This window comes from Oceanimonas pelagia (assembly GCF_030849025.1).
GTDB lineage: Bacteria > Pseudomonadota > Gammaproteobacteria > Enterobacterales > Aeromonadaceae > Oceanimonas > Oceanimonas pelagia.
Genome location: NZ_CP118224.1, coordinates 1,196,388 through 1,220,714 on the forward strand (window position 1 = coordinate 1,196,388; position 24,327 = coordinate 1,220,714).

At 63.5% G+C, this 24,327-nt stretch carries 20 protein-coding genes; 11 read left to right on the forward strand and 9 right to left on the reverse strand.

Going from position 1 to position 24,327, the window contains the following annotated elements:
* Positions 1-98 precede the first annotated feature (98 nt).
* The gene (locus PU634_RS05660; protein WP_306763089.1) at positions 99-1,856 is read right to left on the reverse strand and encodes a GGDEF domain-containing protein; all 1,758 of its coding nucleotides are present in this window, start codon (positions 1,854-1,856) and stop codon (positions 99-101) included.
* Positions 1,857-1,925: 69 nt separating this feature from the next.
* Positions 1,926-2,786 (reverse strand): hypothetical protein, encoded by an 861-nt coding sequence (locus PU634_RS05665; protein ID WP_306763090.1) that lies wholly within the window; start codon positions 2,784-2,786, stop codon positions 1,926-1,928.
* 276 nt (positions 2,787-3,062) lie between these two features.
* On the opposite strand from PU634_RS05665, the gene rarD reads away from it, so the two are divergent.
* Positions 3,063-3,968 (forward strand): EamA family transporter RarD, encoded by a 906-nt coding sequence (gene rarD / locus PU634_RS05670; RefSeq protein ID WP_306763091.1) that lies wholly within the window; start codon positions 3,063-3,065, stop codon positions 3,966-3,968.
* Between the two features lie 75 nt (positions 3,969-4,043).
* Here rarD and PU634_RS05675 read toward each other — a convergent pair whose 3' ends face one another.
* Positions 4,044-4,970, reverse strand: a complete 927-nt coding sequence (locus tag PU634_RS05675; protein ID WP_306763092.1) for a DMT family transporter — start codon at positions 4,968-4,970, stop codon at positions 4,044-4,046.
* Positions 4,971-5,053: 83 nt separating this feature from the next.
* Here PU634_RS05675 and PU634_RS05680 point away from each other — a divergent pair, with 83 nt between their 5' ends.
* A complete protein-coding gene (locus PU634_RS05680) occupies positions 5,054-5,665 on the forward strand; it encodes a LysE family translocator (RefSeq protein ID WP_306763093.1) in 612 nt (203 codons plus the stop codon).
* Positions 5,666-5,718: 53 nt separating this feature from the next.
* Here PU634_RS05680 and PU634_RS05685 read toward each other — a convergent pair whose 3' ends face one another.
* Positions 5,719-7,101, reverse strand: coding sequence for an L-cystine transporter (locus PU634_RS05685; RefSeq protein ID WP_306763094.1), 1,383 nt, complete (start codon positions 7,099-7,101; stop codon positions 5,719-5,721).
* Between the two features lie 174 nt (positions 7,102-7,275).
* The gene (locus tag PU634_RS05690) at positions 7,276-8,526 is read right to left on the reverse strand and encodes a lytic murein transglycosylase (RefSeq protein WP_306763095.1); all 1,251 of its coding nucleotides are present in this window, start codon (positions 8,524-8,526) and stop codon (positions 7,276-7,278) included.
* A gap of 228 nt (positions 8,527-8,754) precedes the next feature.
* Between PU634_RS05690 and PU634_RS05695 the strand changes: the two genes are divergently transcribed.
* The 9 genes from PU634_RS05695 (at position 8,755) to PU634_RS05735 (ending at position 19,479) form a co-directional block, all read left to right on the forward strand.
* Complete coding sequence (locus PU634_RS05695) at positions 8,755-9,225, forward strand: GNAT family N-acetyltransferase (protein WP_306763096.1); 471 nt, start codon at positions 8,755-8,757, stop codon at positions 9,223-9,225.
* Positions 9,226-9,322: 97 nt separating this feature from the next.
* Positions 9,323-10,186: a formyltetrahydrofolate deformylase gene (gene purU / locus PU634_RS05700; protein ID WP_371319637.1), complete on the forward strand. Its 864-nt coding sequence runs from the start codon at positions 9,323-9,325 to the stop codon at positions 10,184-10,186.
* A gap of 39 nt (positions 10,187-10,225) precedes the next feature.
* A complete protein-coding gene (locus PU634_RS05705; RefSeq protein WP_306763098.1) occupies positions 10,226-12,172 on the forward strand; it encodes a bifunctional metallophosphatase/5'-nucleotidase in 1,947 nt (648 codons plus the stop codon).
* A 74-nt stretch (positions 12,173-12,246) separates the two neighbouring features.
* The gene (locus PU634_RS05710) at positions 12,247-12,414 is read left to right on the forward strand and encodes a DUF2256 domain-containing protein (RefSeq protein ID WP_306763099.1); all 168 of its coding nucleotides are present in this window, start codon (positions 12,247-12,249) and stop codon (positions 12,412-12,414) included.
* A 137-nt stretch (positions 12,415-12,551) separates the two neighbouring features.
* The gene (locus PU634_RS05715) at positions 12,552-13,091 is read left to right on the forward strand and encodes a putative pterin-binding protein (protein ID WP_306763100.1); all 540 of its coding nucleotides are present in this window, start codon (positions 12,552-12,554) and stop codon (positions 13,089-13,091) included.
* The gene (locus tag PU634_RS05720) at positions 13,088-14,992 is read left to right on the forward strand and encodes a putative bifunctional diguanylate cyclase/phosphodiesterase (RefSeq protein WP_306763101.1); all 1,905 of its coding nucleotides are present in this window, start codon (positions 13,088-13,090) and stop codon (positions 14,990-14,992) included. The genes PU634_RS05715 and PU634_RS05720 overlap by 4 nt, the downstream gene beginning before the upstream one ends.
* A gap of 258 nt (positions 14,993-15,250) precedes the next feature.
* Positions 15,251-16,363 (forward strand): bifunctional 2-methylcitrate synthase/citrate synthase, encoded by a 1,113-nt coding sequence (prpC, locus tag PU634_RS05725; protein WP_306763102.1) that lies wholly within the window; start codon positions 15,251-15,253, stop codon positions 16,361-16,363.
* A gap of 67 nt (positions 16,364-16,430) precedes the next feature.
* The gene (locus PU634_RS05730; RefSeq protein WP_306763103.1) at positions 16,431-17,882 is read left to right on the forward strand and encodes a bifunctional 2-methylcitrate dehydratase/aconitate hydratase; all 1,452 of its coding nucleotides are present in this window, start codon (positions 16,431-16,433) and stop codon (positions 17,880-17,882) included.
* A gap of 241 nt (positions 17,883-18,123) precedes the next feature.
* On the forward strand, positions 18,124-19,479 hold the full coding sequence (locus tag PU634_RS05735) for a cytosine permease (RefSeq protein WP_306763104.1): 1,356 nt from the start codon (positions 18,124-18,126) through the stop codon (positions 19,477-19,479).
* Positions 19,480-19,590: 111 nt separating this feature from the next.
* On the opposite strand, the gene torD is transcribed toward PU634_RS05735, so the two are convergent.
* From torD to PU634_RS05755, 4 genes are read right to left on the reverse strand one after another with little or no spacing between them, the layout of a single operon-like run.
* Positions 19,591-20,268, reverse strand: a complete 678-nt coding sequence (gene torD / locus PU634_RS05740; RefSeq protein WP_306763106.1) for a molecular chaperone TorD — start codon at positions 20,266-20,268, stop codon at positions 19,591-19,593.
* A complete protein-coding gene (gene torA / locus PU634_RS05745; RefSeq protein WP_306763107.1) occupies positions 20,265-22,736 on the reverse strand; it encodes a trimethylamine-N-oxide reductase TorA in 2,472 nt (823 codons plus the stop codon). The genes torD and torA overlap by 4 nt, the downstream gene beginning before the upstream one ends.
* Positions 22,737-22,749: 13 nt before the next feature.
* The gene (gene torC / locus PU634_RS05750) at positions 22,750-23,937 is read right to left on the reverse strand and encodes a pentaheme c-type cytochrome TorC (RefSeq protein WP_306763108.1); all 1,188 of its coding nucleotides are present in this window, start codon (positions 23,935-23,937) and stop codon (positions 22,750-22,752) included.
* A 40-nt stretch (positions 23,938-23,977) separates the two neighbouring features.
* Positions 23,978-24,145 (reverse strand): periplasmic nitrate reductase, NapE protein, encoded by a 168-nt coding sequence (locus tag PU634_RS05755; protein ID WP_306763109.1) that lies wholly within the window; start codon positions 24,143-24,145, stop codon positions 23,978-23,980.
* Positions 24,146-24,327 lie beyond the last annotated feature (182 nt).

The window sequence follows — 24,327 nt, forward strand, 5'->3', positions numbered from 1 at the left end:
GCGTGGCGATATCACGCGGTGATGCCGGGCCTGGTCCCGGCATTTTTTTGCGGGCAGCGGTGTTTACTCAAGGGCGAGGCGCGCCGCCGGCATGATTGTTAGGGCTGCCGGCATGGTCCCCGCTCGGTGCTGAAACAGCAGCAGCTTTGCTCATGCTGCTTGGCGCTGTGCTTGGCGGCACTGGCCAGCAGGGCCACGTCGTCGTGGGAGTGGCAGCGGGCCGGATCCGGGTGCACCACGCCAATGGCAATGCCCAGCAGTGAATGGTGCTTCAGCTCGCCGTTGCGGGCGGGCGCCATCATGCCCCGTCGCAGCCGGTCTTCGGCACGGTAAAAACCGACGATTTCTTCGTCAAAGCGGCGTATCACCTCGTTGCACAGGCTCTGCCAGTCGCAGCGGGCGTCAAACACCGCCACGAAGTCGTCTCCGCCCACATGGCCGAGAAACTGGCCGGCACCGCCGATGATCTGCTGCATCAGCGCCGCCACCCATTGCAGCACTTTGTCCCCCTGGGCGTAGCCGTACACATCGTTGTAGGGCTTGAAATGGTTGAGGTCGAAGTAGGCCACGTAAAAGTCCCGCTGCTGCTGCAGCGCCTCGTCGATTTCCCGGTAAATGGGCACATTGCCCGGCAACTGGGTCAGGGGGTTGGCGTGGCGGGCATGCTGCAACCGCTGTTCGGTAATGGTGCGCAGCAGTCCCCGCACCGAGCCCAGACCGTGATAATGGCCGTTGTGGGTAATGATGAAATGCTGACGGGCGATGACGCTGTCGTCGTCGGTGATCAGCGTGCTGGCCCGATCCAGGGAGGTGTGCCGTTCCACGATCACCGGCTGGGTGTCCATGGCCCGCGACAGTGGTTTGTTGGCGTAGAGGGCGCGGCCAAAGGGAGTGGAAAACAGCTCCATCACCCGGGAGCGGTGCAGCATGCCCACCGGCATGCCCTGGGCCAGCACCGGAATGGAGTGCAGCCGGTTGTCGGCCAGCAGCCGCTCAAAGGCGGTGTCCAGCCGCTCGTTCACGTCCATGGCCGGCGCGGAGCGGGCCAGGCTGTCTACCGTGTCCTGCTGGCGGCGAAAGGGACGGCGCTCACCGGTGGGCACATAGGCCGGCACCCGGGTCAATGGTCTGGCCTCGGGGCGGCCCAGCCAGAAGCCCTGGCAGTGCTGAATACCTATTTCCTGCAGATGCTCGAGCTCGGCGCGGGTTTCAATGCCTTCGGCCACCACCGCCGAGTCCATGCTGCGGGCCAGGGCGGCAATGCTGCGCACGAATTCCCGCTTCACCGGATCCTGGTCCAGATGCTGAATGAAATGCCGGTCAATCTTGACAAAGTCGGGCTGCAGCTCCGACCACAGTTTGAGCCCGGAGTAGCCGGCGCCGAGATCGTCGATGGCAATGCGAAAGCCCAGCTCCCGGTAGCGCTTGAGGGCGCGTTTCAGGCCGTCGGTGTCCTGCACCGCATCCTGTTCCGACAGCTCAATGACAATCTGCTCCGGGGCGATGCCCAGCTCTTCCGCCAGCCGGCGGGTGCAGCCTCTCGGGTGATGGCGGTCGAGCAGCACATTGGGATTGACGTTCACAAACAGGCTGCCGCCCATGCCAAGCTGGTGATAGCGACGCAGCGCCGCCTGGCGGCAGGCCAGATCCAGCTCCGACAGCAGCCCAAGGGTGCGGGCTTCGCCAAACAGGGCCGCCGGAAATTCCAGCCGGTGGCCGGCGGGCCCGCGGATCAGCGCCTCGTGGCCGAGAATGCGCCCGGCGCTGACATCGACAATGGGCTGAAACAGCGGCCGCAGCCGGTTGTCGGCAATCAGGCCGGGCAGATCGTCGCTGATGCAGGGAAGTGGAATCATTTGCAGCTCAGTGGTAACGGCTAATACGGACACTATATGGCAGCGTCGTGAACCAAATATGACAGCCGCTTATTCTTCTGAGTCCGGTGCAGCCAGCAGCCGCGTCAGCGGCAACCGGCTGCGAAACAGCTGGGCGCCTCTCCCTTCCCGGGAAACATACAGGTGGCCGTCCGGACCCAGGGCAATGGCCTCGAACTGCCCGCTTTCGCTCAGACGAAAGCGTTTCCCGGCCGCTTCAACCACCCTGTTGTGGCGCACCGGATACAGCCAGACAAAGGCCCGCCGGTCCAGTAGGCCACGGCTGTAACCCACCAGCAGCAGGGTCTGGCTGGCGGCGTCAAAGTCGGCGCCGGTCACCAGCATGCCGGTGTTCAGCCGTTGCCACTCACTCAGTGGGGCGGCGTCCGGCGTCAGCCGGTAAATGGCGCTGTGCTGATCCAGCCAGCGCTTGGTGAGCAGCCACAGTTCGCCGTTGACCCAGGCCAGGGCCTCGGCGTCGAAGTTGTGCTGGTGCCGGGGCGGCCGGAAATTGTCTTGCTCCCGGTAACTGACCGGCAGCAGCACGGGCGCGCTGGCTCCCTCTCCGGTCAGGCTCAGGGCCAGAATGCGCAGATCCCGGCGACGGCCGCCGTTGTTGCCGGTGTCGGCCAGATAAAGGGTGTTGCCGTGGCGGGCCATGTCTTCCCAGTCCCGGTTGGGGGCGGATACCGGCACCTGCCGCAGTAGCGCGCCTCGGTGGTCGAGCACAAACAGCTCGGCGGGTTTGCCGCTGTCGTTGTGGCTGACAAAGCCGCCCTTGTGCACGGCCAGCCCGGAGCTTTCCGACAGGCCCGGCGGAAAGCTGCCTGCCCGGGTCAGGGTCAGGCGCTGCTCGCCGGCACCGGCGCAGGCGGTCAGCAGCAGGCAAAAAGCATATAACAGGCGGGACATGGGTGCGGGCTCCTTGAACGGGTGTATCGGATTCTGTGATGACGTTTTCATTAATGACAGTGACAGGCAAATACACAAGGAATAAAACGCGGTGAAAGGTTGCCGTATTGAATGTTTCTGTAAATCCGTTGTTAATCGGTTTGGTGTGCTGTTAATACGCGATATAAGCAATAAATATGGCTGCTTTTATTTTTTAAATCAGGTCAATATTTCATCGTAAAGCTGGTAAGCTGCGCGCGAAATATTGACCGGAATGACAGATAAGGAGGAAAGCGAGTGGCCAGAGGGGTTGCGTTGTCGGTGTTTTCATCTGTGCTGTTTGCGCTGCTGTATTACTACGCCAGCCTGATGACGCCCATGAGCGGCGAGGTGGTGTTTGGCTGGCGCATGCTGCTGACCATGCCCTGCCTGGGCCTGTTCCTGCTCTACAGCGGCGACTGGCGACTGGTGGCCACTTTGCTTTCGCAACTGAAACGCCGGCCCCTGCTCTGGATGGGACTGCCGCTGTCTTCCGCGCTGGTGGCGGTGCAGCTGTGGATTTTTATGTGGGCTCCCATCAACGGCCGGGGGCTGGCGGTGTCGCTCGGTTATTTCATGATGCCGCTGGTGCTGGTACTGGTAGGGCGGTTTCTTTACCGGGAGCGGCCCACCCACCTGCAGTGGCTGGCGGTGGCCTGTGCCGCCGCCGGGGTGGCCAATGAGCTGTGGCACGCCGGTGGCGTGTCCTGGGAGACCCTGGTAGTGGCCCTGGGCTACCCGCTCTATTTCGTGTGGCGGCGCTGGCTCGGCAACGACACCCTGGGCGGCCTGTGGTGCGACATGCTGCTGATGCTGCCGGTGGCGGCCTGGTTTGTGCTGGCCGCCGGCTCGCCCATGGCCGTCTTTGCCGAGCGTCCGCTGTTGTATCCGCTGGTGCTGGGCCTGGGCATGATCAGCGCGCTGGCGCTGGCCTGCTATATTCTCGCCAGCCGGCGGCTGCCGTTCAGCCTGTTCGGTCTGCTCGGCTACGTGGAGCCGGTGCTGCTGGTGGTGGTGTCACTGATGCTGGGCGAAACCATTTCCGCCGAGGAATGGCCCACCTACATCGCCATCTGGACGGCGGTGGCTCTGTTGATCCTCGAAGGGGTGCGTAAAATGCTGGCGTTCCGGCGTTATCCCTTCAGTCAGAACGCCGCCCACTGAGCGCCGCTCTTCAGGTCATACCGGGCTTGCCCCGGCATCTTTGTTCAGCCGGCGCAATGATAAAAGGGCCGGCCATCAGGCCCACATCACCAGCACGGCGGCCAGCACGATCAGCACCAGACCGCCGTGATCCCGCCGGCCCAGCGGCTCGCGGAAGTACCAGGCCGAGATCATCAGGGTAAACAGTACCTCCACCTGGCCCAGGGTCTTGACCAGGGCCACGCTTTCCAGACTCATGGCGGTAAACCAGCCAATGGAGCCAAGACAGCTGGTGAGGCTCACCAGCGCCGTCAGTCCGGGCCGGCGCCACAGCGCTCCCAGCGCGGCCGGGTTGCGCAGGCCCAGCCAGCCCAGCAGCAGCAGGGTCTGCAGGCTGATCACCAGCAGCAGCACCCAGGCGGCGCCGAACGGGAAGGGCAGGGCCAGCGCCAGGCTGGCTTCCCGTACCCACAGCGAGGTCAGGGCAAAGGCCAGGCCGCTGCCCAGCCCGGTAACCAGGGTGCCGGCCGGCACACCCTGGCCCGCCGCCCGGCTGAGGCCGCTCAGCAACCACACCGCCACGCCGCCCATCATGACCCCCAGCCAGCCCGGGGAGGTGAGCGGGGCGCTGAAAAAGAACACCCCCAGGGCCGCCGCCAGCACCGCCTCGCTCTTGGCCAGGCCGACGCCCACCGCATAGTTGCGCAGCTGAAACAGCCGCACCATCAGGGCGGTGGCCAGGATCTGGCTTACCGCCGCCGCCACAATCAGCATGCCAAAGCCCGTGGTAAAGGCGGGCTGGGGCTGGGCCGGCTGCCAGCGATACAGCAACCACAGGTACAGTGCCGCCAGCGGCCAGGCCAGCACAAAGCGCGCCAGGGTCACGGCGGTGGCGCCGGCGTTCTGGCTCAGTTGTTTCTGAAAGGCGTTGCGGCAGGCCTGCATAAAGGCGGCGAACAGGGTAAAGGGGATCCACAGCATGGTGCGTCCTTGGGCGGCAAAGCGTGAGGCGAGGGCGGTCATTCTAGCAAAGTTGCGCAGGCGGTGACGCCGTCCCCGGGATTTGATAGAAAGAAGGCTGTTTTCCGTTACACGAGGCATGTTTCATGGCATTTGATACCTGGCTGGTTTACCTGGCGGCCTGCATTGGCCTGTCGCTGACGCCGGGCCCCAACAGCCTGCTGGCGCTGACCCACGGCGCCCTTTACGGTCCGGGCCGCACCCTGGCCACCATTGCCGGCGGTGCCGCCGGTTTTATCGGCGTGGTGGGGCTGTCGATGTTCGGCATCGCCTCGCTGCTGACCCTGGCGTCCGAGTTGCTGCTGGTGATGAAGGTGCTGGGCGGCATCTATCTGGTGTGGCTGGGCATTCAGGTGTGGCGTTCGCCGGCCCCGGGCGGCGGGGTGGGTACCATCAGCGGCCAGGCCAGTGCCTGGATCATGGCCCGGCAGGGGCTGCTGTCGGCCTTTGCCAACCCCAAGGCGTTGCTGTTTTTTGCCGCCTTTCTGCCCCAGTTCATCGATCCCGCCGCCAGCCTGTGGCAGCAGTTTGTGGTCATGGCGGTGACCTTTGCGGTGGTGGAAGCCCTCACCGAGGGCGTGATCGCCGGCTTTGCCGGCCGGGTGTCGGGCTGGCTCGGCCGCTGTGGCCGGGGCTTTAACCGCACCTGTGGCGGCCTGTTCATGCTGATTGGCGGCTGGCTGCCGTTAAGCCGATGAGTGGCACGCAATAAAAAAGCGCCCGCGGGCGCTTTTTTGTTGACGGAGTGGGCTCAGGCCACGGCCGGAGCCTGTTCTTCCCGCTCGGCGGCAAACACCGCCTCGTCGGTCTGGCCCAGCAGCTTGCTGCTGATGGTGCCGGCGGTCATGGCACCGTTCACGTTCAGGGCGGTGCGGGCCATGTCGATCAGCGGCTCGATGGAGATCAGCAGCGCCGCCAGCGCCACCGGCATGCCCATGATCGGCAACACGATCAACGCCGCAAAGGTGGCGCCGCCGCCTACGCCGGCCACGCCAAAGGAGGCCAGGGTGATCACGCCCACCAGGGTCGCCAGCCACAGCGGATCCAGCACGTCGATGCCCATGGTGGGGGCGATCATCACCGCCAGCATGGCCGGGTAGATGCCGGCACAGCCGTTCTGGCCGATGGTGGCCCCAAAGGAAGCGGAGAAGTTGGCGATGCTTTCGGGTACGCCCAGCTTCTGGGTTTGCGCCTGCACGTTCAGCGGAATGGTGGCGGCGCTGGAGCGGCTGGTAAAGGCGAACGCCAGCACCGGCCATACCTTGGTGAAAAAGCGCCTGGCATTCACGCCCACCAGGGTCAGCAGCAGCCCGTGCACGCCAAACATGATGGCAATGGCGAGATAGGAGGCCACCAGAAAACCGGCCAGGCTGAGCACGTCCTGCAGGTTGGAGCCGGCGATCACCTTGGTCATCAGTGCCATCACACCATAGGGGGTCAGCTTCATCACCAGCCGCACCAGCCGCATGATCAGTGCCTGCAACGCCTCAATGCCGCCCAGCACCCGTTTGCCCAGCTCGGGCTCGTCCTTCAGCAGGGTCAGCACCGCCAGGCCCAGGAACACCGCAAACACCACCACGCCGATGATGGAGGTGGGGCTGGCGCCGGTCATGTCGGCAAAGGGGTTGCGCGGAATAAAGGACACCAGCAACTGGGGCATGGACAGGTTGGCCACGCTGGCCACCGAGGCTTCCAGCTGTTCGGCCCGGGCCAGCTCGCGGGCGCCCTGCACCAGATCGGCGGCGCTGAGGCCAAAGGAGTAGGTCACAAAGGCGCCCACCAGCGCCGAAATGGCGGTGGTGAACAGCAGCACTCCCAGGGTCAGCACGCTGATCTTGCCCAGCGAGGTGGCGTTGTGCAGCCGCGATACGGCGCCGAGAATGGACACCAGCACCAGCGGGATCACGATCATCTGCAGCAGGCGCACATAACCGCCGCCCACCACGTTCACCCATTCCAGGGTGCGGGCAATGGTGCCGGCGTCATACAGCAGCTGCATGGCAAAGCCGGCGGCCACGCCAAACACCAGGCCGGTAAGCACCTGGCGGGAAAGGGACTGGCCCCGGCGGGCCAGTCTGCCGAGCACCAGCATCAGCAGCACAAAGATCGTCAGGTTGACGAGCATGGTCAGCATGAAGACTCCAAATATCAGGGAACAACAGGGAAAGGCGGCGATGCTAACAGCACCATTCACTGCACCGTTAATCCGTTTGGTTATGACTTATAAAAAATAGCGTGAAATGCTGTTTTCGCAGGCAGTTTGACCAGTTGTCAAGCGAAGCCCGTTGCCGGGCTTCGCCGAGTGCGGTCAGCGCAGGCGCTCCAGCAGGCTGGCGCTGGCGTAGCCGTCGGCCACCAGTCCCTGCGCCTGCTGCCAGGCGCGAATGGCCGCCATGGTATTGGGGCCAATCACGCCGTCGGCGCCACCGGTGTCAAACCCCCGGGCGCTCAGACGCCGTTGCAGCTCCTGTTTTTCGGTGCGGCTCAGTGCCCGTTCATGGCGCGGCCAGGCCTGGTGAAAATCACTGCCACCGGCGATTTTATCGGCAAGATGTCCTACTCCCATGGCGTAGGCGGTGGCGTTGTTGTAGCGCTTGATCACATAAAAGTTGTTAAACACCGCAAAGGCCGGGCCCCGGGCGCCCGCCGGCACCAGGATCGCGGCCTTGCCGAAATCGGGCAGGGCGCCACCCCCGGCCAGGGTTACGCCGCGCTCGCGCCAGTGGGTCACCGGCTGGCGGTTGCCCTGCTCGGCCCGGGCGTAGTCAAAGCCCTCGGGCAGCCGCACCTCCAGCCCCCAGGGGGCGCCGGCCTGCCAGCCGAAACGGGACAGGTAATAGGCGGTGGAGGCCAGGGCGTCGGTCGGGTCTTCGCTCCACACATTGCGCTTGCCGTCGTGGTTAAAGTCCTGGGCGTATTCCAGGTAACTGGTGGGCATGAACTGGGTGTGGCCCATGGCGCCGGCCCAGGAGCCGCGCATGTCGCTCACGCTCACATCCCCCGCCTGCAGAATGCGCAGGGCGGCGATCAGCTGGGTTTCGGCAAACGCGCGGCGGCGGCCCTCAAAGGCCAGGGTGGCCAGGCCCTCAATGGTGGGGGTGTTGCCCCGGTAGCTGCCATAGTTGGTTTCCATGCCCCAGATGGCCAGCACCACCTCGGCTTCAATGCCGTAGCGTTGCTCAATGCGGGCCAGGGTGTCCTTCAGCGCCTGCTGTTTTGCCCGGCCGGTACTCACCCGGGTGGCCGACACGGCGCTGTCCAGATATTCCCAGATCTGGCGGCTGAATTCGGCCTGACCGCGATCCAGCTTGATGACGCTGTGATTCAGGTCGATGCCCCTGAAGGCGGCGTCAAACACGTCGGGGCTGATGCCTTCGGCCAGGGCGCGGCGGCGGAAATCGGCACGCCAGGTGGCAAAGTCGGGGTGAGAGGTAACCCCGGGGGTCACCTGTGCCTTGGCGCCGGCCATGGGCGCGGCCGGGGCGGTATCGGCCTGGCTGGCGCAGCCGGCCAGCAGCAGGCCGGCCAGCAGGGGGGAAAAAATGCGTGCTCTTGTCATGACAGCGTCCCTGTAAAAAGATGGGTGTCAGCTTATCTGATTGTCACGCAAAGAAAAGGGGCGGGCGGAAAGGAAAATGGCGCAAGTCCGGGCCTGGGCACGGACGCGGGCACCGGCCTTTGTTATCATGCCTCTTCGCCGGCGGTGGCGGCCATGGACAAGCCCCTGGCGAAACGCAAGAATGAACACAGGGACGTTGTCGCGACTATAGTAATTTCCGGAGTGACCATGTACTCGAGCAGAAACTACCAGGAAACCGACTTCAGCAGCCTGGAGCTGATTTATCACGATTCGGTCATGGGGCAGGGGCGACGCGGCTACAGCGATGAGCAGGTGCAGGTGTGGGCGGCCTTTCCCTACCTGTTTCGCGACGATTTCAGCCGGCTGGTACGATCCGGTTACACCCGGGTGATGACGCTGCACAATATTCCGGTGGCCTTTGCCACTCTGACCCCGGACAACTGCGTGGCGCTGGTGTATGTGCTGGCGGAGCATTCCGGGCGCGGCCTGGCCGGGCGGCTGTGCGAGGAAATGGAGCGGGAGGCGCGCCGGCGTGGCGTGCGCTGCCTGACCACGGACGCCAGCGTGCTGTCGCGGCCCATGTTTGAACAGCGCGGCTTTCGGCTGGTGGATCAGCAGCAGGTGCACAAGGCCGGCCTGAGTTTCACCCGCTTTATCATGGAAAAAAAGCTGGACTGACGCCCCGCTCGCCGGCTGGTGTTCATCCCGGCTTTGCCGCACAATAGCGCCGCCGCAACGCGGCGTGTTATTCAGGAATCCGGAGAAGGCCGTGGCCATGCCAAAAGACACCTATTATCTGACCGCCCACTGCCCGGGCAGCCTGGGCACAGTGGACGTGGTAACCCGCTACCTGCGCGAGCAGGGCTGCTACGTGGTGGAAATGCAGACCTTTGATGACGTGCTGAGCCGCCATTTCTTTATTCGCGCCGAATTCCGGCCTCCGGCCGAACAGCCCTTTGATGAGGCCGCCTTTCGTCAGGGCTTTGCCCCCCGGGCCGACGGTTTTGCCATGGACTGGCAGCTCACCGCCAGCCACTACCGGCCCAATGTGGTGATCATGGTGTCCCGGCTGGATCACTGCCTGAACGATCTGCTGTATCGCTACCGCACCGGCCAGCTGGCGGTGGAGATTCCGGCCATTATCTCCAACCATCCCGATTTGCAGCGGCTGGCCGACTGGCACCATATTCCCTATTACCACCTGCCGGTGGACGATAACAACCGTGCCGAGCAGGAGGCTCAGGTGCTGGGCATCATTCAGGAGTGCGAGGCGGATCTGGTGGTGCTGGCGCGCTACATGCAGGTGCTGAGTCCGGAGTTGTGTGCCCGGCTCAACGGCCGTGCCATCAACATTCATCACTCCCTGCTGCCCGGTTTTCGGGGGGCCAAGCCCTATCATCAGGCCTACGACAAGGGCGTCAAACTGGTGGGAGCCACCGCCCATTACATCAACAACGATCTGGACGAAGGCCCGATTATCACTCAGGGGGTGGAAGTGGTGGATCACAGCCATTATCCCGAGCAGTTGATCGCCAAGGGCAAAGACATTGAATGCATTACCCTGGCCCGGGCGGTGCAGTACCATATTGAACAAAGGGTGTTCCTGCACAACGGCAAGACAGTGGTCTTTACCAGTTAAGGCCCTTATTCGGTTTCACGCGATGGAGTTCGTATATTCATGAAAAAAATTCTGGTGGCCGGCGCCCTGGCGCTGGCCCTGTCCGGCTGTGCCAGCCAGCAACCCGAGGCGCCCTTTACCCTGACTCTGGCACACATCAACGACACCCATTCCCACTTCGACCCGAGCGATGCGCCCCTGACCCTGGACGGCCAGCGGGTCTACACCCGGCTGGGGGGCTTTCCGCGACTGCTGAATTACGCCAACACCCTGCGTGAGCAGGCGAAGCTGGCGGATCAGCCGCTGTTGTTTGTGCACGGTGGCGACGCCTGGCAGGGCAGCGGCTATTTTCAGCTGAACCGGGGGGCCATGAACGCTGATCTGCTGAGTCGCCTCGGGCTCGACGCCATGGTGCCGGGCGAGCACGAGTTTGACCTCGACAACCAGCGACTGGCTGCCTTTATCGAGGGGGTCAATTTTCCGGTGCTGGCCGCCAACCTCAACGTCAGCCGGGATCCGGCCCTGAGCGGTGCCGCCAACCTGCATCCTTACGTGCTCTATGCCTTTGACGGCAACGACAAGGAACGGCTGGAAAGCATGGACGACGCCGGCCGGGATCCGGTGGTGGCGATCATCGGCCTGCTGCCGGAGGAGATGGGCGAGCTCGGCACCAGCACCGGCGGACTGCGCTTTGAGCACGAGCTGGAAACCGCCCAGCGCACCGTCAATGCCCTGCGTGCCCAGGGCGTGAAGCACATCATAGCGCTCACTCATCTGGGGCTGGAGCGGGATCAGCGACTGGCCGCGCGGGTCAACGGCATTGATGTGATCGTGGGCGGACGTTCCGAAACCCTGCTGGGCGACTTTTCCGATCTGGGGCTGGGCAATAATCCGCCTTACGCCCAGCTCATTACCAACCCCGACGGCCGGGCCAAAACCTGCGTGGTGCAGGCCGGCCACTTTGCCCAGGCCATGGGCCGGGTGAGCGTTACCTTCAGCCGCGACGGCCGGGTAACCCGTTGTGAGGGGGGCAACACCCTGCTCACCGACGGCGAGTTTTACCACGACATTCGCCGGGGAGAGCAGCACCGTCTGAGCCCGGCCGCACAGCAGCGCCTGCGCCAGCTGGTGGCCGCCGACAAGCGCCTGGCGGTGGTGGCGGAAGACGCCGAACTGCGCCGCCATATCGATGAGCAGTACAAGCCGGCGCTGACCAGGGCCTACGGCGCCGTGCTGGGCCATGTGCCGGCCACCCTGTCCCACCGTGGTCTGCCCGGACGCGACGGCAGCCAGTCGGAGCTGGCCCCGCTGGTGGCCGCCAGCCAGCTGTACTGGGTCAATACGCCCGAGGTGCAGGCCGTGACCGGTCGCCGGGCCGATGTGGCCCTGGTGAGCGCCAGCGCGGTGCGCACTCAGCTTGAGCCGGGCGAGCTCAGGCAGGGCAAGGTCAGGCAGGAGCTGCTGCCGTTTGCCACGCCGCTCAGCCTGGTGTCGCTCACCGGGCGCCAGCTGGCGGGCCTGCTGCTGGAAACCATCAATGGCGCCCTGACCGACGACAAACGGGCGCAGGCATTTCCCTATATGGCGGGCCTGCGTTACCAGTTCGACGAAACCCGCAAGGGCGCCGGCTTCCTGCGGCAGATCGAGGTGCGCCAGGGCGAACGCTGGGTCAAACTGGACCCCAACGCCAGCTACAGCCTGGTGCTGAACGCCTACCATGCGTCGGGTAACGACGGCTGGAATACCCTGTTCCAGGCGCAGCAGGTGCTGACCGATCGTATTGATCTGGCCCGGGTCAACGGCCGGCTGATGGCGTTTCCGGTGGCGCGCCTGAGCCAGACCGGCAACAACGCCATTGAGGCGCACTATATCAACCAGCCGCTGAACTGCCGCGCCGCTGGCGTGCGCTGCAATACCGATGCCGAGGCCTTTGAGGATTACGTGCAGCAGCGCCGGCCGCTGCTGACCCCCCTGGCCGACACCGGCATTACCCTCAACCGGCTGTAAGTTCCATGGCGGCGCGGGTCCCTTTTTCCGCGCCGCCATCACCGGCAACATGCCTCCCCCGGGAGCGAAAGCGGATGACTCTGCGCAAACCCCCTTTGCCGCACAAGACCTGCCCGGTCTGTGGCCGGCCGTTCAGCTGGCGCAAAAAATGGGCGCGGGACTGGGAACACGTCAGATATTGTTCCGAGCGCTGTCGCCGCCATCGCAAGGGCTCAAACGCGTCAGCAACTGACGTTAATTGAAGCGTTTGGCAGCGGTCGTGGCCGTTGCGTCTCGACTTGCTTTTTTGACTGATTTACTCTTGAGGTACCGCAGACATGTAAAGGAAGCAGGGGCGGACTATACTCTTTTGAGTCTGCAATTGTTCAAGGAAACCGAGATGCATTTGACCATCCGCTTTGCCACTGTCCGCCCGGCGGCCTGGCCCGGCATACTGGCCCTGCTGTTGCTGCTGACCGGCTGGTCCGCCCGGGCCGCCGGTGAACTGCCCACACCCGAAGGGCGGGTGATTCTCACCGTGACCGGCAATGTCAAACACACCAACAGTGCCCACGGCGCCCGTTTCGACATGGCCATGCTGGAGCAGCTGCCCCAGCAGGAATTTGTTACCGACACGCCCTGGACCGACGGCCAGCACCACTTTCGTGGCGTTGAGCTGCGGGCCCTGTTGCAGCGCCTTGGCGCCGAGGGCAAGCGGCTCCGGCTGGTGGCCCTGAACGACTATCATCACGATATCGACATGGCCCTGGTCAACAACATGCCCTTTGTACTGGCGACCCATATGGATGGCAAAACCATGAAAATTCGCGACAAGGGGCCGGTATGGCTGATGTTGCCGCTGTCCGGCAACGCCCAGTACAACACCAAGCGTTTTCATGAAATGCTGGTGTGGCAGCTGAAAACCCTGGAAATCCAGTGACCGTGAAAACCGTCAAGCTGGTGCTGCTTACCATTGCCGCCCTGCTGTTCAGTGCCAGCTCGCTGTACAGCTATAACCGCGATCTGGATGTGGTGACCTATGTGTCGGCCACCATCAAGGCGGTGGGCTGGGCCAGCTCCGAGCTGGAAATGGAAGTGCTCAAGTTTGACCACGCGCTGACCTCACTGGCGGCCGGCATTCGGGATGAAGACCATGCCCAGCTGCGGTTTGAATTGCTGTGGAGCCGTATCGACACCCTGCTGGAAGGTGAAGAAACCCGGCCCATGCGCGAACAACCCGGGGTCAAGCCGCTGCTGCTGGAGTTTCGCCAGCGCCTGCAGGAGTGGGAAGAGGCCGTTTACCGGCTGAACGCCGGCGACCGTCAGGGCATACTGGCGCTGAAGCAGGAACTGGCGCCGTACCTGCAGCGGGCCCGGGAGCTGAACGTGGACAGCTTTTCCGGCAGCAGCGTCTGGCAGCAGCTCGACATCATCGGCGACATTCGCCTGCGCTCCACCATGTATCTGGGAGGCCTGCTGATCAGCGGCGGCCTGATGCTGTGGCTGCTGCTCAGGGAAAACCGCCGTAACCGTTACCTTGCCTACCACGACATGCTCACCGGTCTGCCCAACCGCATGAACTTCTATCAGATGATGGAACAGTCCCTGAACCGGGCCCAGCGCGACCAGCACAACCTGGCGGTGCACATGGTGGATCTCAACGGCTTCAAGGCCATCAACGACAGCCTGGGCCACGACGTGGGTGACCGGGTGCTCAAGGTGGTGGCTTCCCGGCTGAGCGTGGCGCTGGCCGGGCGTGGCCACGTGGCCCGGCTGGGGGGCGACGAGTTTGTGGTGATCCAGCCTTTTGACCGGCGTGAAAAGGTCGAGCGGCTGAGCGAGCAGTTGCTGCGCAGCCTGGCGGGGGAGATCCGTCTGCCCGACGGTTGCCTGTCGCCCCAGGCCAGCATTGGCACCAGCTGCTATCCCGAGCATGGCACCACCATGGCCGAGCTGCTCAGCCATGCCGACACCGCCATGTATTACGCCAAGCACGATCCCAAGTTTGCCTCCCGGCTGTTTGAGCCGGGCATGGACGAACGCCGGTTGCGCAGCCAGAAACTGGCGGTGGCGTTGCAGCTGGCCATTGAAAATGACGAGCTGAACCTGGTTTATCAGCCCATTTTCCGCCTGGACGGCGGCCATATCGAATCCCTTGAGGCCCTGCTGCGCTGGCATTCCGCCGAGCATGGCCATATCAGCCCGCTCGAGATCATTGCCGTGGCCGAGCATCATGGTCTGGCCCACCAGCTTAATCAGTGGGTGTTGTTGAGCGCCTGTCGTCAGCTGAAACACTGGCACCAGCAGGGCCACGGCTGGCTCAAGGTGAATGTCAACATCAGCCCGGAAATCTTCATGAGCGGCGAGCTGGGCAGCACGGTGAAAACGGTGTTGCAGCGCACCGGCCTGCCCGCCAGCGCCCTGGTGCTGGAGATCACCGAAGACACCAGCCTGTGGGATACCGCCGGCTCCATCGACAACCTGGCCAGGCTGCGCCAGCTGGGGGTGGAAATTGCGCTCGATGACTTTGGCACCGGCTATTCCTCGTTCAGTCACCTGCGTCAGCTGCCGGTGAACAAGCTCAAGATCGACAAGTCCTTTGTGTCGGATCTGACCACGGACTCCCGCGCCGCCGATCTGGTGCATACCATTATTCGCCTGGCGGAGAGCCTCGACATGGAGGTGACCGCCGAGGGTATTGAGCTGCCCGAGCAGCAGCAGCACCTGCAGCGGCTGGGCTGCCAGCTGGGCCAGGGCTACCTGCTGGCCCGGCCATTGCCCGCCAGCCAGGTGGCCGACTGGCTGCAGCAGGATCTGCAGCGCTACACGCCCGCCGGCTAGGGCACCATTTCTTCCTTCTCTGCTTCGCCCCGCAATTTGTTGTCCGTGCCTCATGGCCGCCCAAAACACCTGCTAGTGTTGAGTAATACCAAGCTGATTAATTCTGCACCTGTTTCGGCACCCCGGCAGCGGGTGCCGGGTCGGCCGGCACCCGTGGGCAAACGACGCCGCGGCAGCCGCCACAACAGAGCCCCCATCGGCGCGTGCCTAATCTTCCTGGTATGGATCACATCAAACAGCCTGCCGAGGAGACCCGCCATGACCAACGCCGAAGGACTGCGCGGCCAGATCGCCGGCCAGACCGCCCTCTGTACCGTGGACAAGACCGGCTCCGGCCTTAGCTACCGGGGTTACGATATTGAAGCGCTGGCGGCCCATGCCGAGTTTGAGGAAGTGGCGTTTTTGCTGCTGAAGGGAAGCCTGCCCAATGGCGGCGAACTGGCCGCCTTCAAGACCCGGCTGCGCGCCAACCGGGGCCTGCCGGCGGCGCTGCGCACCGTGCTGGAGCAGATTCCGGCCTCGGCCCACCCCATGGATGTGCTGCGTACCGGCTGCTCCATGCTGGGCAACCTGGAAACCGAGCGTGCATTCAGCGAGCAGCAGCAGGCCGCCGAGCGGCTGCTGGCCCTGCTGCCGTCCATGCTGTGTTACTGGTATCGCCATGCCCATGACGGTGAACGTATCGACACCGCCCTGGATGACGACAGCCTGGGTGGTCATTTTCTGCACATGCTGCGGGGGCGGACGCCGTCGACGCTGGACGTGCAGGTGATGCACTGTTCCCTGGTGCTTTATGCCGAGCACGAGTTCAATGCCTCCACCTTTGCCGCCAGGGTGTGCGCCTCTACCCTGACCGATCTGCACTCGGCGGTGACCGCCGCCATCGGCACCCTGCGCGGTCCGCTGCACGGCGGCGCCAACGAGGCGGCCATGGCCATGCTGGCGCAGTGGAGCAGCCCCGATGAGGCAGAAGCCGCCCTGCTCGAGATGCTGGCGCGCAAGGAAAAGGTCATGGGTTTTGGTCATGCGGTATACACCCGTAAGGATCCCCGCAACGCCATTATCAGATCCTGGGCCAAAAAGCTGGGTGAAGCGGTGGGCGACCGGGTGCTGTATCCGGTGTCGGAGCGGGTGGAGCAGGTGATGTGGCGAGAGAAAAAGCTGTTTGCCAACGCCGACTTTTATCATGCCAGCGCCTATCACTTCATGGGCATTCCCACCGGGTTGTTCACCCCCCTGTTCGTGCTCAGCCGAGTGACCGGCTGGAGTGCCCACATCATGGAGCAGCGGGCCCACAACCGCATTATTCGTCCCGGCGCCGACTATGTGGGCCCGGCCCGCCGGGCCTGGGTGCCCATCGACAAGCGCTGAGACTAGCAGGGGCTGGGGGAACACACACATTTCCACCCAATCCCCGCGGTAAGCAAGGAGCCGAGCCATGCACAGTACCGTGAACAGCAACCGGCGCACCGCCCCCGACGCGCTGCTGGTGCACATCGCCGATTATGTGGCGGGCTCCCTGTGCGGCAGCCCGGAGGCGCGGCGCACCGCCCGCCACTGCCTGATGGATACCCTGGGCTGTGGCCTGCTGGCGCTGCGCTTTCCCGAATGCACCAAGCTGCTGGGGCCCCCGGTGCCGGGCATGCATGTGCGCCACGGTGCCCGGGTGCCCGGCACCTCCCACGAGCTGGATCCGGTGACTGCCGCCTTTAACATTGGCTGTCTTGTGCGCTGGCTCGACTTCAACGACACCTGGCTGGCCGCCGAATGGGGCCACCCGTCCGACAACCTGGGCGCCATTCTGGCCACCGCCGACTACCTCAGCCGGGTGGCGGTGGCCGAGGGGCGGGCGCCGCTCACCATGGGCGAGGTGCTTACCGCCATGATCAAGGCCCACGAAATTCAGGGCGTGCTGGCCCTGAACAACAGTTTCAACCGGGTGGGACTGGATCATGTGTTGCTGGTGCGGGTGGCGTCCACCGCCGTGGTTACCCGCCTGCTGGGCGGCGGCCATGGACAGATTGTGGATGCCCTGTCTCAGGCCTGGGCCGACGGGGCGGCGCTGCGTGTTTACCGCCACGGGCCCAATACCGGCTCGCGCAAGTCCTGGGCGGCGGGGGATGCCACCGCCCGGGCGGTACGGCTGGCCATGCTCACCCTGCAAGGGGAGGCGGGCATGCCATCGGTGCTGAGCGCGCCCCAGTGGGGCTTTCAGGAGGTGCTGTTTGCAGGCAGGCCCGTCACCCTGAGCCAGCCGCTGGGCAGCCATGTAATGGAAAACGTGCTGTTCAAGCTGAGCTATCCCGCCGAGTTCCATGCCCAGACCGCGGTGGAGTGCGCGGTGCAATTACACCCGCAGGTGGCGGACCGGATCGAGGAGATCGACCGTATCGAGCTTGCCACCCAGGAGCCGGCCATGCGCATCATCGCCAAGACCGGCCCCCTGGCCAATCCGGCGGATCGCGACCACTGCCTGCAATACATGGTGGCGGTGGCACTGTTGTACGGCACTCTCACCGCCGAGCACTACGAAGACGCCTTTCATCAGGGAGATGCGCGCATCGACGTGCTGCGCAACAAGATGCGGGTGGCGGAGGAGCCGCGCTACAGCGCCGACTACCTGCAGCCGGACAAGCGCTCCATTGCCAACGCCATTCAGGTGTTCTTTAAGGATGGCAGCCACACCGGGCGGGTGGAGGTGGAATACCCCCTCGGCCACCGTCGCCGCCGGCACGATGGCATACCGGTGCTGGAGCAAAAATTTCTGCACCATCTGCACACTCGTTTTCCCCGGGCGCAAAGCCGGCGCATTATTGACCTGTGCCAGGATCAGACCCGGCTGGAGGCGACCACGGTCAATGCGTTCATGGATCTGTGGGTAATCAACTGAGCCCGAAAGGGTAAGCCTCACTTCGGCTTCACCATGCCGGCCTCTGCGCCGGCCTTTTTATTGGTGTGTTACCGCTGTTACCAAAACCGTGACTCACATCACATATGAAAAGCATCAACAAATTTGCATTTTATTGTTAACGATTTTGGTGGTACTTTGTTTACCTGTGATTCGGTTGATCATTTACATTCATCCGGATCGGGTAACATTTATCATCAGGCAGTAACAGGGAGAGGCCGCTATGGCTGTACACGAGATGAACAACCCCGAGCTGATGCCGTCCACCGACAAGGACAGAGACATCAATATCTGGGACTTCACCATGCTCTGGGCGGGCATGACCATCAACATGGGGGCCTTTACCATGGGCGCCCAGCTGTATCCGGGCCTGTCGCCCTGGACCATTATCGGCGCCATTCTGGCGGCCTACGCCATCGTCACCAGCATTCTGATCCTGGCCGGTGACATCGGCATTCGTTACGGCATTCCGTTTACCGTTTACATTCGTGGTTGCTTTGGCTACAAGGGCGCCAAGATCCCCGCCGCCTTCCGGGCCATTCCGGCCTGCTTCTGGTTTGGCTTTCAGACCTGGGTGGCGGCGGTGGCCATTGGCAAGGTGCTGGAAATGTGGGTGGGCTACAGCAATACCACCATTCTCATTCTGATCTTCGGCGTGCTGCAGGTGGTGAATGCCATTTACGGCATGAAGGCCATGGCCAAGTTCGACTGGGTGGCCATTCCGGCGCTGACCATTCTGATCGGCCTGGTGACCTTCTGGCTGCTGCAGACCAACAACGCCACCATTGGCGACGTGCTGGCGGCCCCGTCTCTGGACAACGGCTCCTTCCTGTTTGCGGTCATGGCCATTGCCGGTATCTGGATTACCATGGGTCTGAACAGCCCGGATCTGACCCGCAAGCTTGAGCGCTCCCGGGATCACAGCAGCAAGAACTTCTTCGTACGCAACCGCAAGCCCTTTATTGCCCAGCTGGCCGGCCTGATCATCATTGGCTCCGGCATTCTGATGGTGGGCATGATCGGTGGCATTCTCACCGGCACCTGGGACCCCATTGAAATCGTGCTCAACTCCATGAGCTCCCCCGTGGTGCTGATCCTGAGCATGCTGACCATCGCCTTCGCCCAGTGGTCCACCAATACCGTGGCCAACCTGATGCCGTCGGCGTTGATCCTGATGAACGTGTTCCCGCGCATGAGCTTTGCCAAGGGCGTGTCCATCTCCGGTGTGATTGGTCTGCTGATGATGCCCTGGCTGTTCGCCGACAACCTGCTGTGGTTCAGCGTGGTCACCTCCGGCCTGCTGGGTCCGGTAGCGGGTATCATGCTGGCCGACTTCTACCTGCTGCGCCGTGGCCGCATTCGGGTGGAAGACTTCTACGACCCCAAGGGCCCCTTTGTTTACCAGAATAACTACAACCTGCGGGCCTTCCTGGTATACGGCGTGTCTTTCGTGTGCAGCCTGATCTTTGTGGACATGGCCTTCTTTGTGGGCCTGGTGATCAGCGTGGTGGGTTACACCCTGCTGATGAAACCCCTTGCCAAGCCGGCCGAGCTGCCCGAGGTGGCCGCCGAATCCTGAGCATTCCGCTGTTAATCGTGTGCTTTTGGCCCCGCTGTGCGGGGTCTTTTTTGTTGGGGGGAAAATGAGGGAAAGCATCTGGTTCCCACGGAACAGTGGGAACCAGATGGGTCAGTGGGTACCTGCCTCAAGCAGCCGTTGCCGGCAAAAGGCGGTGACAAGCTGCGCCAGTGCCGGGTAGAAGGGACTGGCGGTGGCCTGTTGCCGGCAGCGCTGGCTGAAGGCGGACAGCCAGTTGCACAGCTCCTTTTCCAGAAACTGCGCCAGGCCGGCCAGCACCCGGGCCTGTGCCGGGGCATCCAGCTCGGCGAGCTGGCGGTAGCCGCCGGCAAGGTAATCCAGCATCACCGCCAGGTGATCCGCCGGCTCCCTGAAGTCGGCGGGCAGGGTGACGCCGGCATCCGCCAGCCGGTCCGCCATGCGCCGGGCCGGCCCGGCCATAAAGCCACCGCGCTCGGTGACATAACAGGAGGCATAGGGCGCGGCGCCGTGGCGGGCATCGCTCAAAAACAGGGTGGCGAAGTCCGCCGCCAGCTCCAGCCGGGGGTGCTCAAACAGGCCGAGGCCGGTGATGGCCGCCTGCAGGGCGCCGGCTTCTTCCGTCAGGCCGTCTTCTCTCAGCCAGTCCAGCAGCGGCGCGGCCTCACCGGCCCGGTAGGCGGCCAGGCTGGCGTCGTCCAGCTCCTTGCTCATCAGGGTGGCCAGCCACTGGCACAGCAGCGCCTGCCGTTGCCAGTGCTCGCTGGAATAAAAGGGCAGGGCGGTGCCTGCCTGCGTTGCCTGTGTCATGACACCTCCACCAGTTGCGGGCCGCCAAAGGAAGTGACCGCCGGCGCTTCGCCGGTGAATTTTTCGATGTCCACCAGGCAGGTGTTGGCACTGGGCGCCTGGGCCAGTTTGGAGGTGCCCACATCCAGGGTCAGGGTGTTGGGGTCACCATAGGTATCCAGGGCGCCAATGCTGGCATCCACCGGGCCATACCAGGCGCCTTCGTGAATGCGCACCACCCCGGGCGGGAAATGATCCGACACCCGGGCACCGGCCAGCAACTGGCCCCGGCCGTTGAAGACCCGCACCAGATCGCCGTCGGCAATGCCCCGGGCGGCGGCATCCTCGGGGTTGATGTAAATGGGCTCGCGGCCCTGCACCGTATAGGTGGCGCGGTAGTCGTCCGACTCGCACAACTGGGAATGCAGGCGCTGATCCGGGTGTACCGACTGCAGCCACAGCGGGAATTTGTCGGAGCCCGGTCCGCCGTGGGAGCGCTCGGCCTTTTCCATCCACATGGGGTGGGACTTGCAGTCGTCGTAGCCGTAGCTGCCGATCTTGCGGCTGCTGATCTCGATAAAGCCGGACGGCGTGCCCACGGCGTTCACTTCCGGATCTTCGCGAAAATCGGCATGACGCACCCAGTTTTCACCCTCGCCAAAGTCCACATAGCCGGCTTCCCAGAACTCGTCGAATTCGGGCATGGGGTAGCTGTCCTTGTTGGCCTCTTTGCACTCGTTGTAGAGCTGCATCAGCCACTGGCGTTCGTCTTTCCCTTGAGTGTATTCCTCGTGGCGGCCAAAACGGCGGCACAGATCGGTGAAAATGTCGAAGTCGCTGCGGGAATGGAACAGCGGGTCCACCAGCTTGTGCATGGCCAGCAGGCCGCGCTTCACATAAGAGCCGTAAATGTCGATGTCGTTGCGCTCGAACTGGGTGCAGGCGGGCAGCACCAGATCCGAGAAGCGGCAGGTGGCGTTCCAGGAATAATCGATGGTGACCACGGTTTCCAGCTTGCGGAACGCCTGCTTCATGCGGTTGTGATCCTGGTGGTGATGCCAGGGATTGCAGCCGCTGAACACGCACATTTTCACGTCGGGAAAGATGACCTCGCCGCCGTTGTACTGAATTTTTCCGCCCGGCTCCAGCAGGCAGTCGATCCAGCGGGCCACCGGAATAATGCGGCTGGCCCCCTGAAAGTCTTCGTTATCGTGCACCGGCTTCTTGCCCGGATCCAGGTTGCGGGGGAAGCCGCCCGGAGCGCTGGCCGAGGTGCCGGGCACGCCGATGGAGCTGTAGTGGTGGGCATAGCTGATGCCGCCGCCGGGCAGGCCAATCTGGCCCAGCATGGCGGCCAGCACTGCCCCGGCCCAGTAGGGTTGTTCGCCGTGCTGCTGGCGCTGAATGGCCCAGCCAAACATCAGCTGAGTGCGGCCCGCGGCCAGCAGGCGGGCAAAGTCGCGAATGGCGTCGGCCTCAATGCCGCAGATGGCGGCGGCCCATTCCGGGGTCTTTTCCACCTGGTCTTCGGTCTTGCCCAGCACGTAGTCCATAAAGGGCTCAAAGCCAAGGGTGTAGGTGCCGAGGAATTTTTCATCGTGCAGCTTTTCGCTGTACAGGGTGTGGGCCAGGGCCAGCATAAAGGCCACGTCGGTTTGCGGATGAATGTACTGGTGCTCGCATTCCAGATAGCGCTGGGTCTTGGAGCGCACCGGATCCACGCAAATCACCCGCATATCGCCGCTGGCGACCTTTTCCTTCAGTTGTGCCAGATAGCCGTAGGACTGGTGGGTTTCGCAGTTCCAGCCCACCTGCAGGTTCTTGAACGGATCGTTGGCCCACAGCACCAGGGTGTTGGTGTTTTCCAGGATCAGCGGCCAGGAGGTGCCCTGATCATAGACCTCGGTGGAGCCCAGCACATAGGGCATGATCACCTGGCCGGCGCCGGTGGAGTAGTCGCCCACCTTGTTGACAAAGTTGCCGTGCAGGTTCACGGCCCGCTGCATGTGGCTGCCACAGCTGTGAAACTGGCCGGTCTGGCGCCAGCCGGTGGCACCGGCATACAGCGCCCAGGGACCATACTGGGTCTGTATGCGCTCCAGCTCTTCATAAAACAGGTCCAGGGCTTCGTCCCAGGTGAGCCGCACAAAGCGGTTGTCGCCGCGCCGGGTGGTGTCGCTGTTGTGACGGTTTTTCAGCCAGTCGAGCCGCACCATGGGGTAGCGAATGCGCGACGGGTTGTAAATCAGCCCCTTGATGCCGTTGAGCATGTCGGTAGGGTGCTGATCCAGCTCAAAGGGCCTGACCTCGGTGACCACACCGCCCTTGACCAGCGCCTTGAACGCGCCCCAGTGGGAGCCGGCCATTTTCCAGCTGCCCTCGGCGGTCACCGCCGCCCGGGCGGTACGCACCAGCAAACCGGGGCCAATCAGGGCCGCGGCAGAGCCCGCCGCCAGCCCCTGAAGAAAACGTCTTCTTGAAATTGCCATGCTTGTTCTCTCCTTAATGCGCGCCGTCGGCGAAATCGGACGAATGTTTCTGCAGGTATTTGAGCACCAGCGCCTGAGTGGCGGCGTCCATGTTGGTAAAGCCCACCATGCCCGCGAACATGCCCGGCCAGGTGTTGGCATCGAAGTGCGCCTCGGCGGGCTGGGAGTGGCACACGCTGCAGGCGGTGCGGTAGGTATCCCGGGCGTAGCTCCAGATGTCTTCCGCCTCCGGCAGCAGGGCACCCTGCTCGGCCCACAGCGCCACCTCCACCGGCTCCCAGGGCAGGCCGGTCATGCTGTCGACCTTGGCGTCGTCCAGCACCTTCACCAGGGCCTCGTCCTGGGCCATGTCCTTTTCCAGCACCAGGCTGGTGATGTTCATGCCAAAGTCTTCATACAGCACCCGGCCAAAGCCCCGGGTCTTGCGCCAGGCGGGCACCAGCAGTTTGACGCTGTCGCCGCTTTCTTCCAGCACCTGCACCGGACTGGCCGCCTCCAGCTCGCCGGCGGCCTGAGTACGGGCTTCGTCCAGATACAGGGTGATGGCCCTGACGGTGTAATAGCTTTCACCTTCATTCGGGCTCAGCCCCTGGGCGCGCTGCTCCAGCTGATCCAGCGCCGGATCCTTGAAGGTCATCTGCTCGGGCAGGTGGTGGGCGATGCCCTTGTGACAGTCAATGCAGCTCTGGTTGCGCTCGGCGGCGGGCTTCATAAAGCGTTTGGCCTGGTCGGACATCACCTCCCAGTTCATGCTGTTGTAGTCGTGGCAGTTGCGGCATTCCAGCGAGCCGTTGGCGGAAAACCGCGCCCATTCGTGCTGGGCCAGTTCCAGGCGTTTTTCCAGAAACTTTTCACGGGTGTCGATGGTGCCGAAGATCTTGCCCCACACTTCCTTGCTGGCCTGCATCTTGCGGGCGATCTTGTCGGTCCAGTCGTGGGGCACATGGCAGTCGGGGCAGGTGGCGCGCACCCCCGAGCGGTTGGACCAGTGCACCGTGCCCTGCAGCTCCTGATAGGGGTTGTTCTGCATTTCGTGACAGCTGATGCAGAATTCTTCGGTATTGGTGGCTTCCAGGGCGGTATTGAAACCGCCCCAGAACACGATGCCGGCCACAAAGCTCACCAGGATCACGGCCCCCAGACTGAGGTGCACCGGCGGACGCTTCAGCGTTTTCCAGAGTTTGCAAATAAGATTTTTCATGGTGCTGCTCGCTTCACAAGATTGAATTCAGTAGGGCGGGTCAACCGTGTCCGGGGGGGCCGAACACCAGTTGCAGCATCCACACCGCAAAGCCGTAACCGCCGACACAGATAATGCTGAGCAGGGGAAAAAGCACCAGGGTCATAAAGAGCAGCGACAGCCACTCCCGCCCCTTGCCGGGTGCACTGTCGTAGGACTTGTTGTTCATGGTGGGTACCTTGTTATGCGCGGGGCCGTCCTGGAAAGGCTGCAACCGCCGCCGAAGCCTGATTTCAAGTTTAGTTACTTTCTGTAAAGGAACGTTGATCCCGGTCAAGGCCACCATGGCCGCCAACACGCACCGGTCAAGGCGTGAACAGCTCCGGCTGCTATTTTTTACTCAGGTGGCTG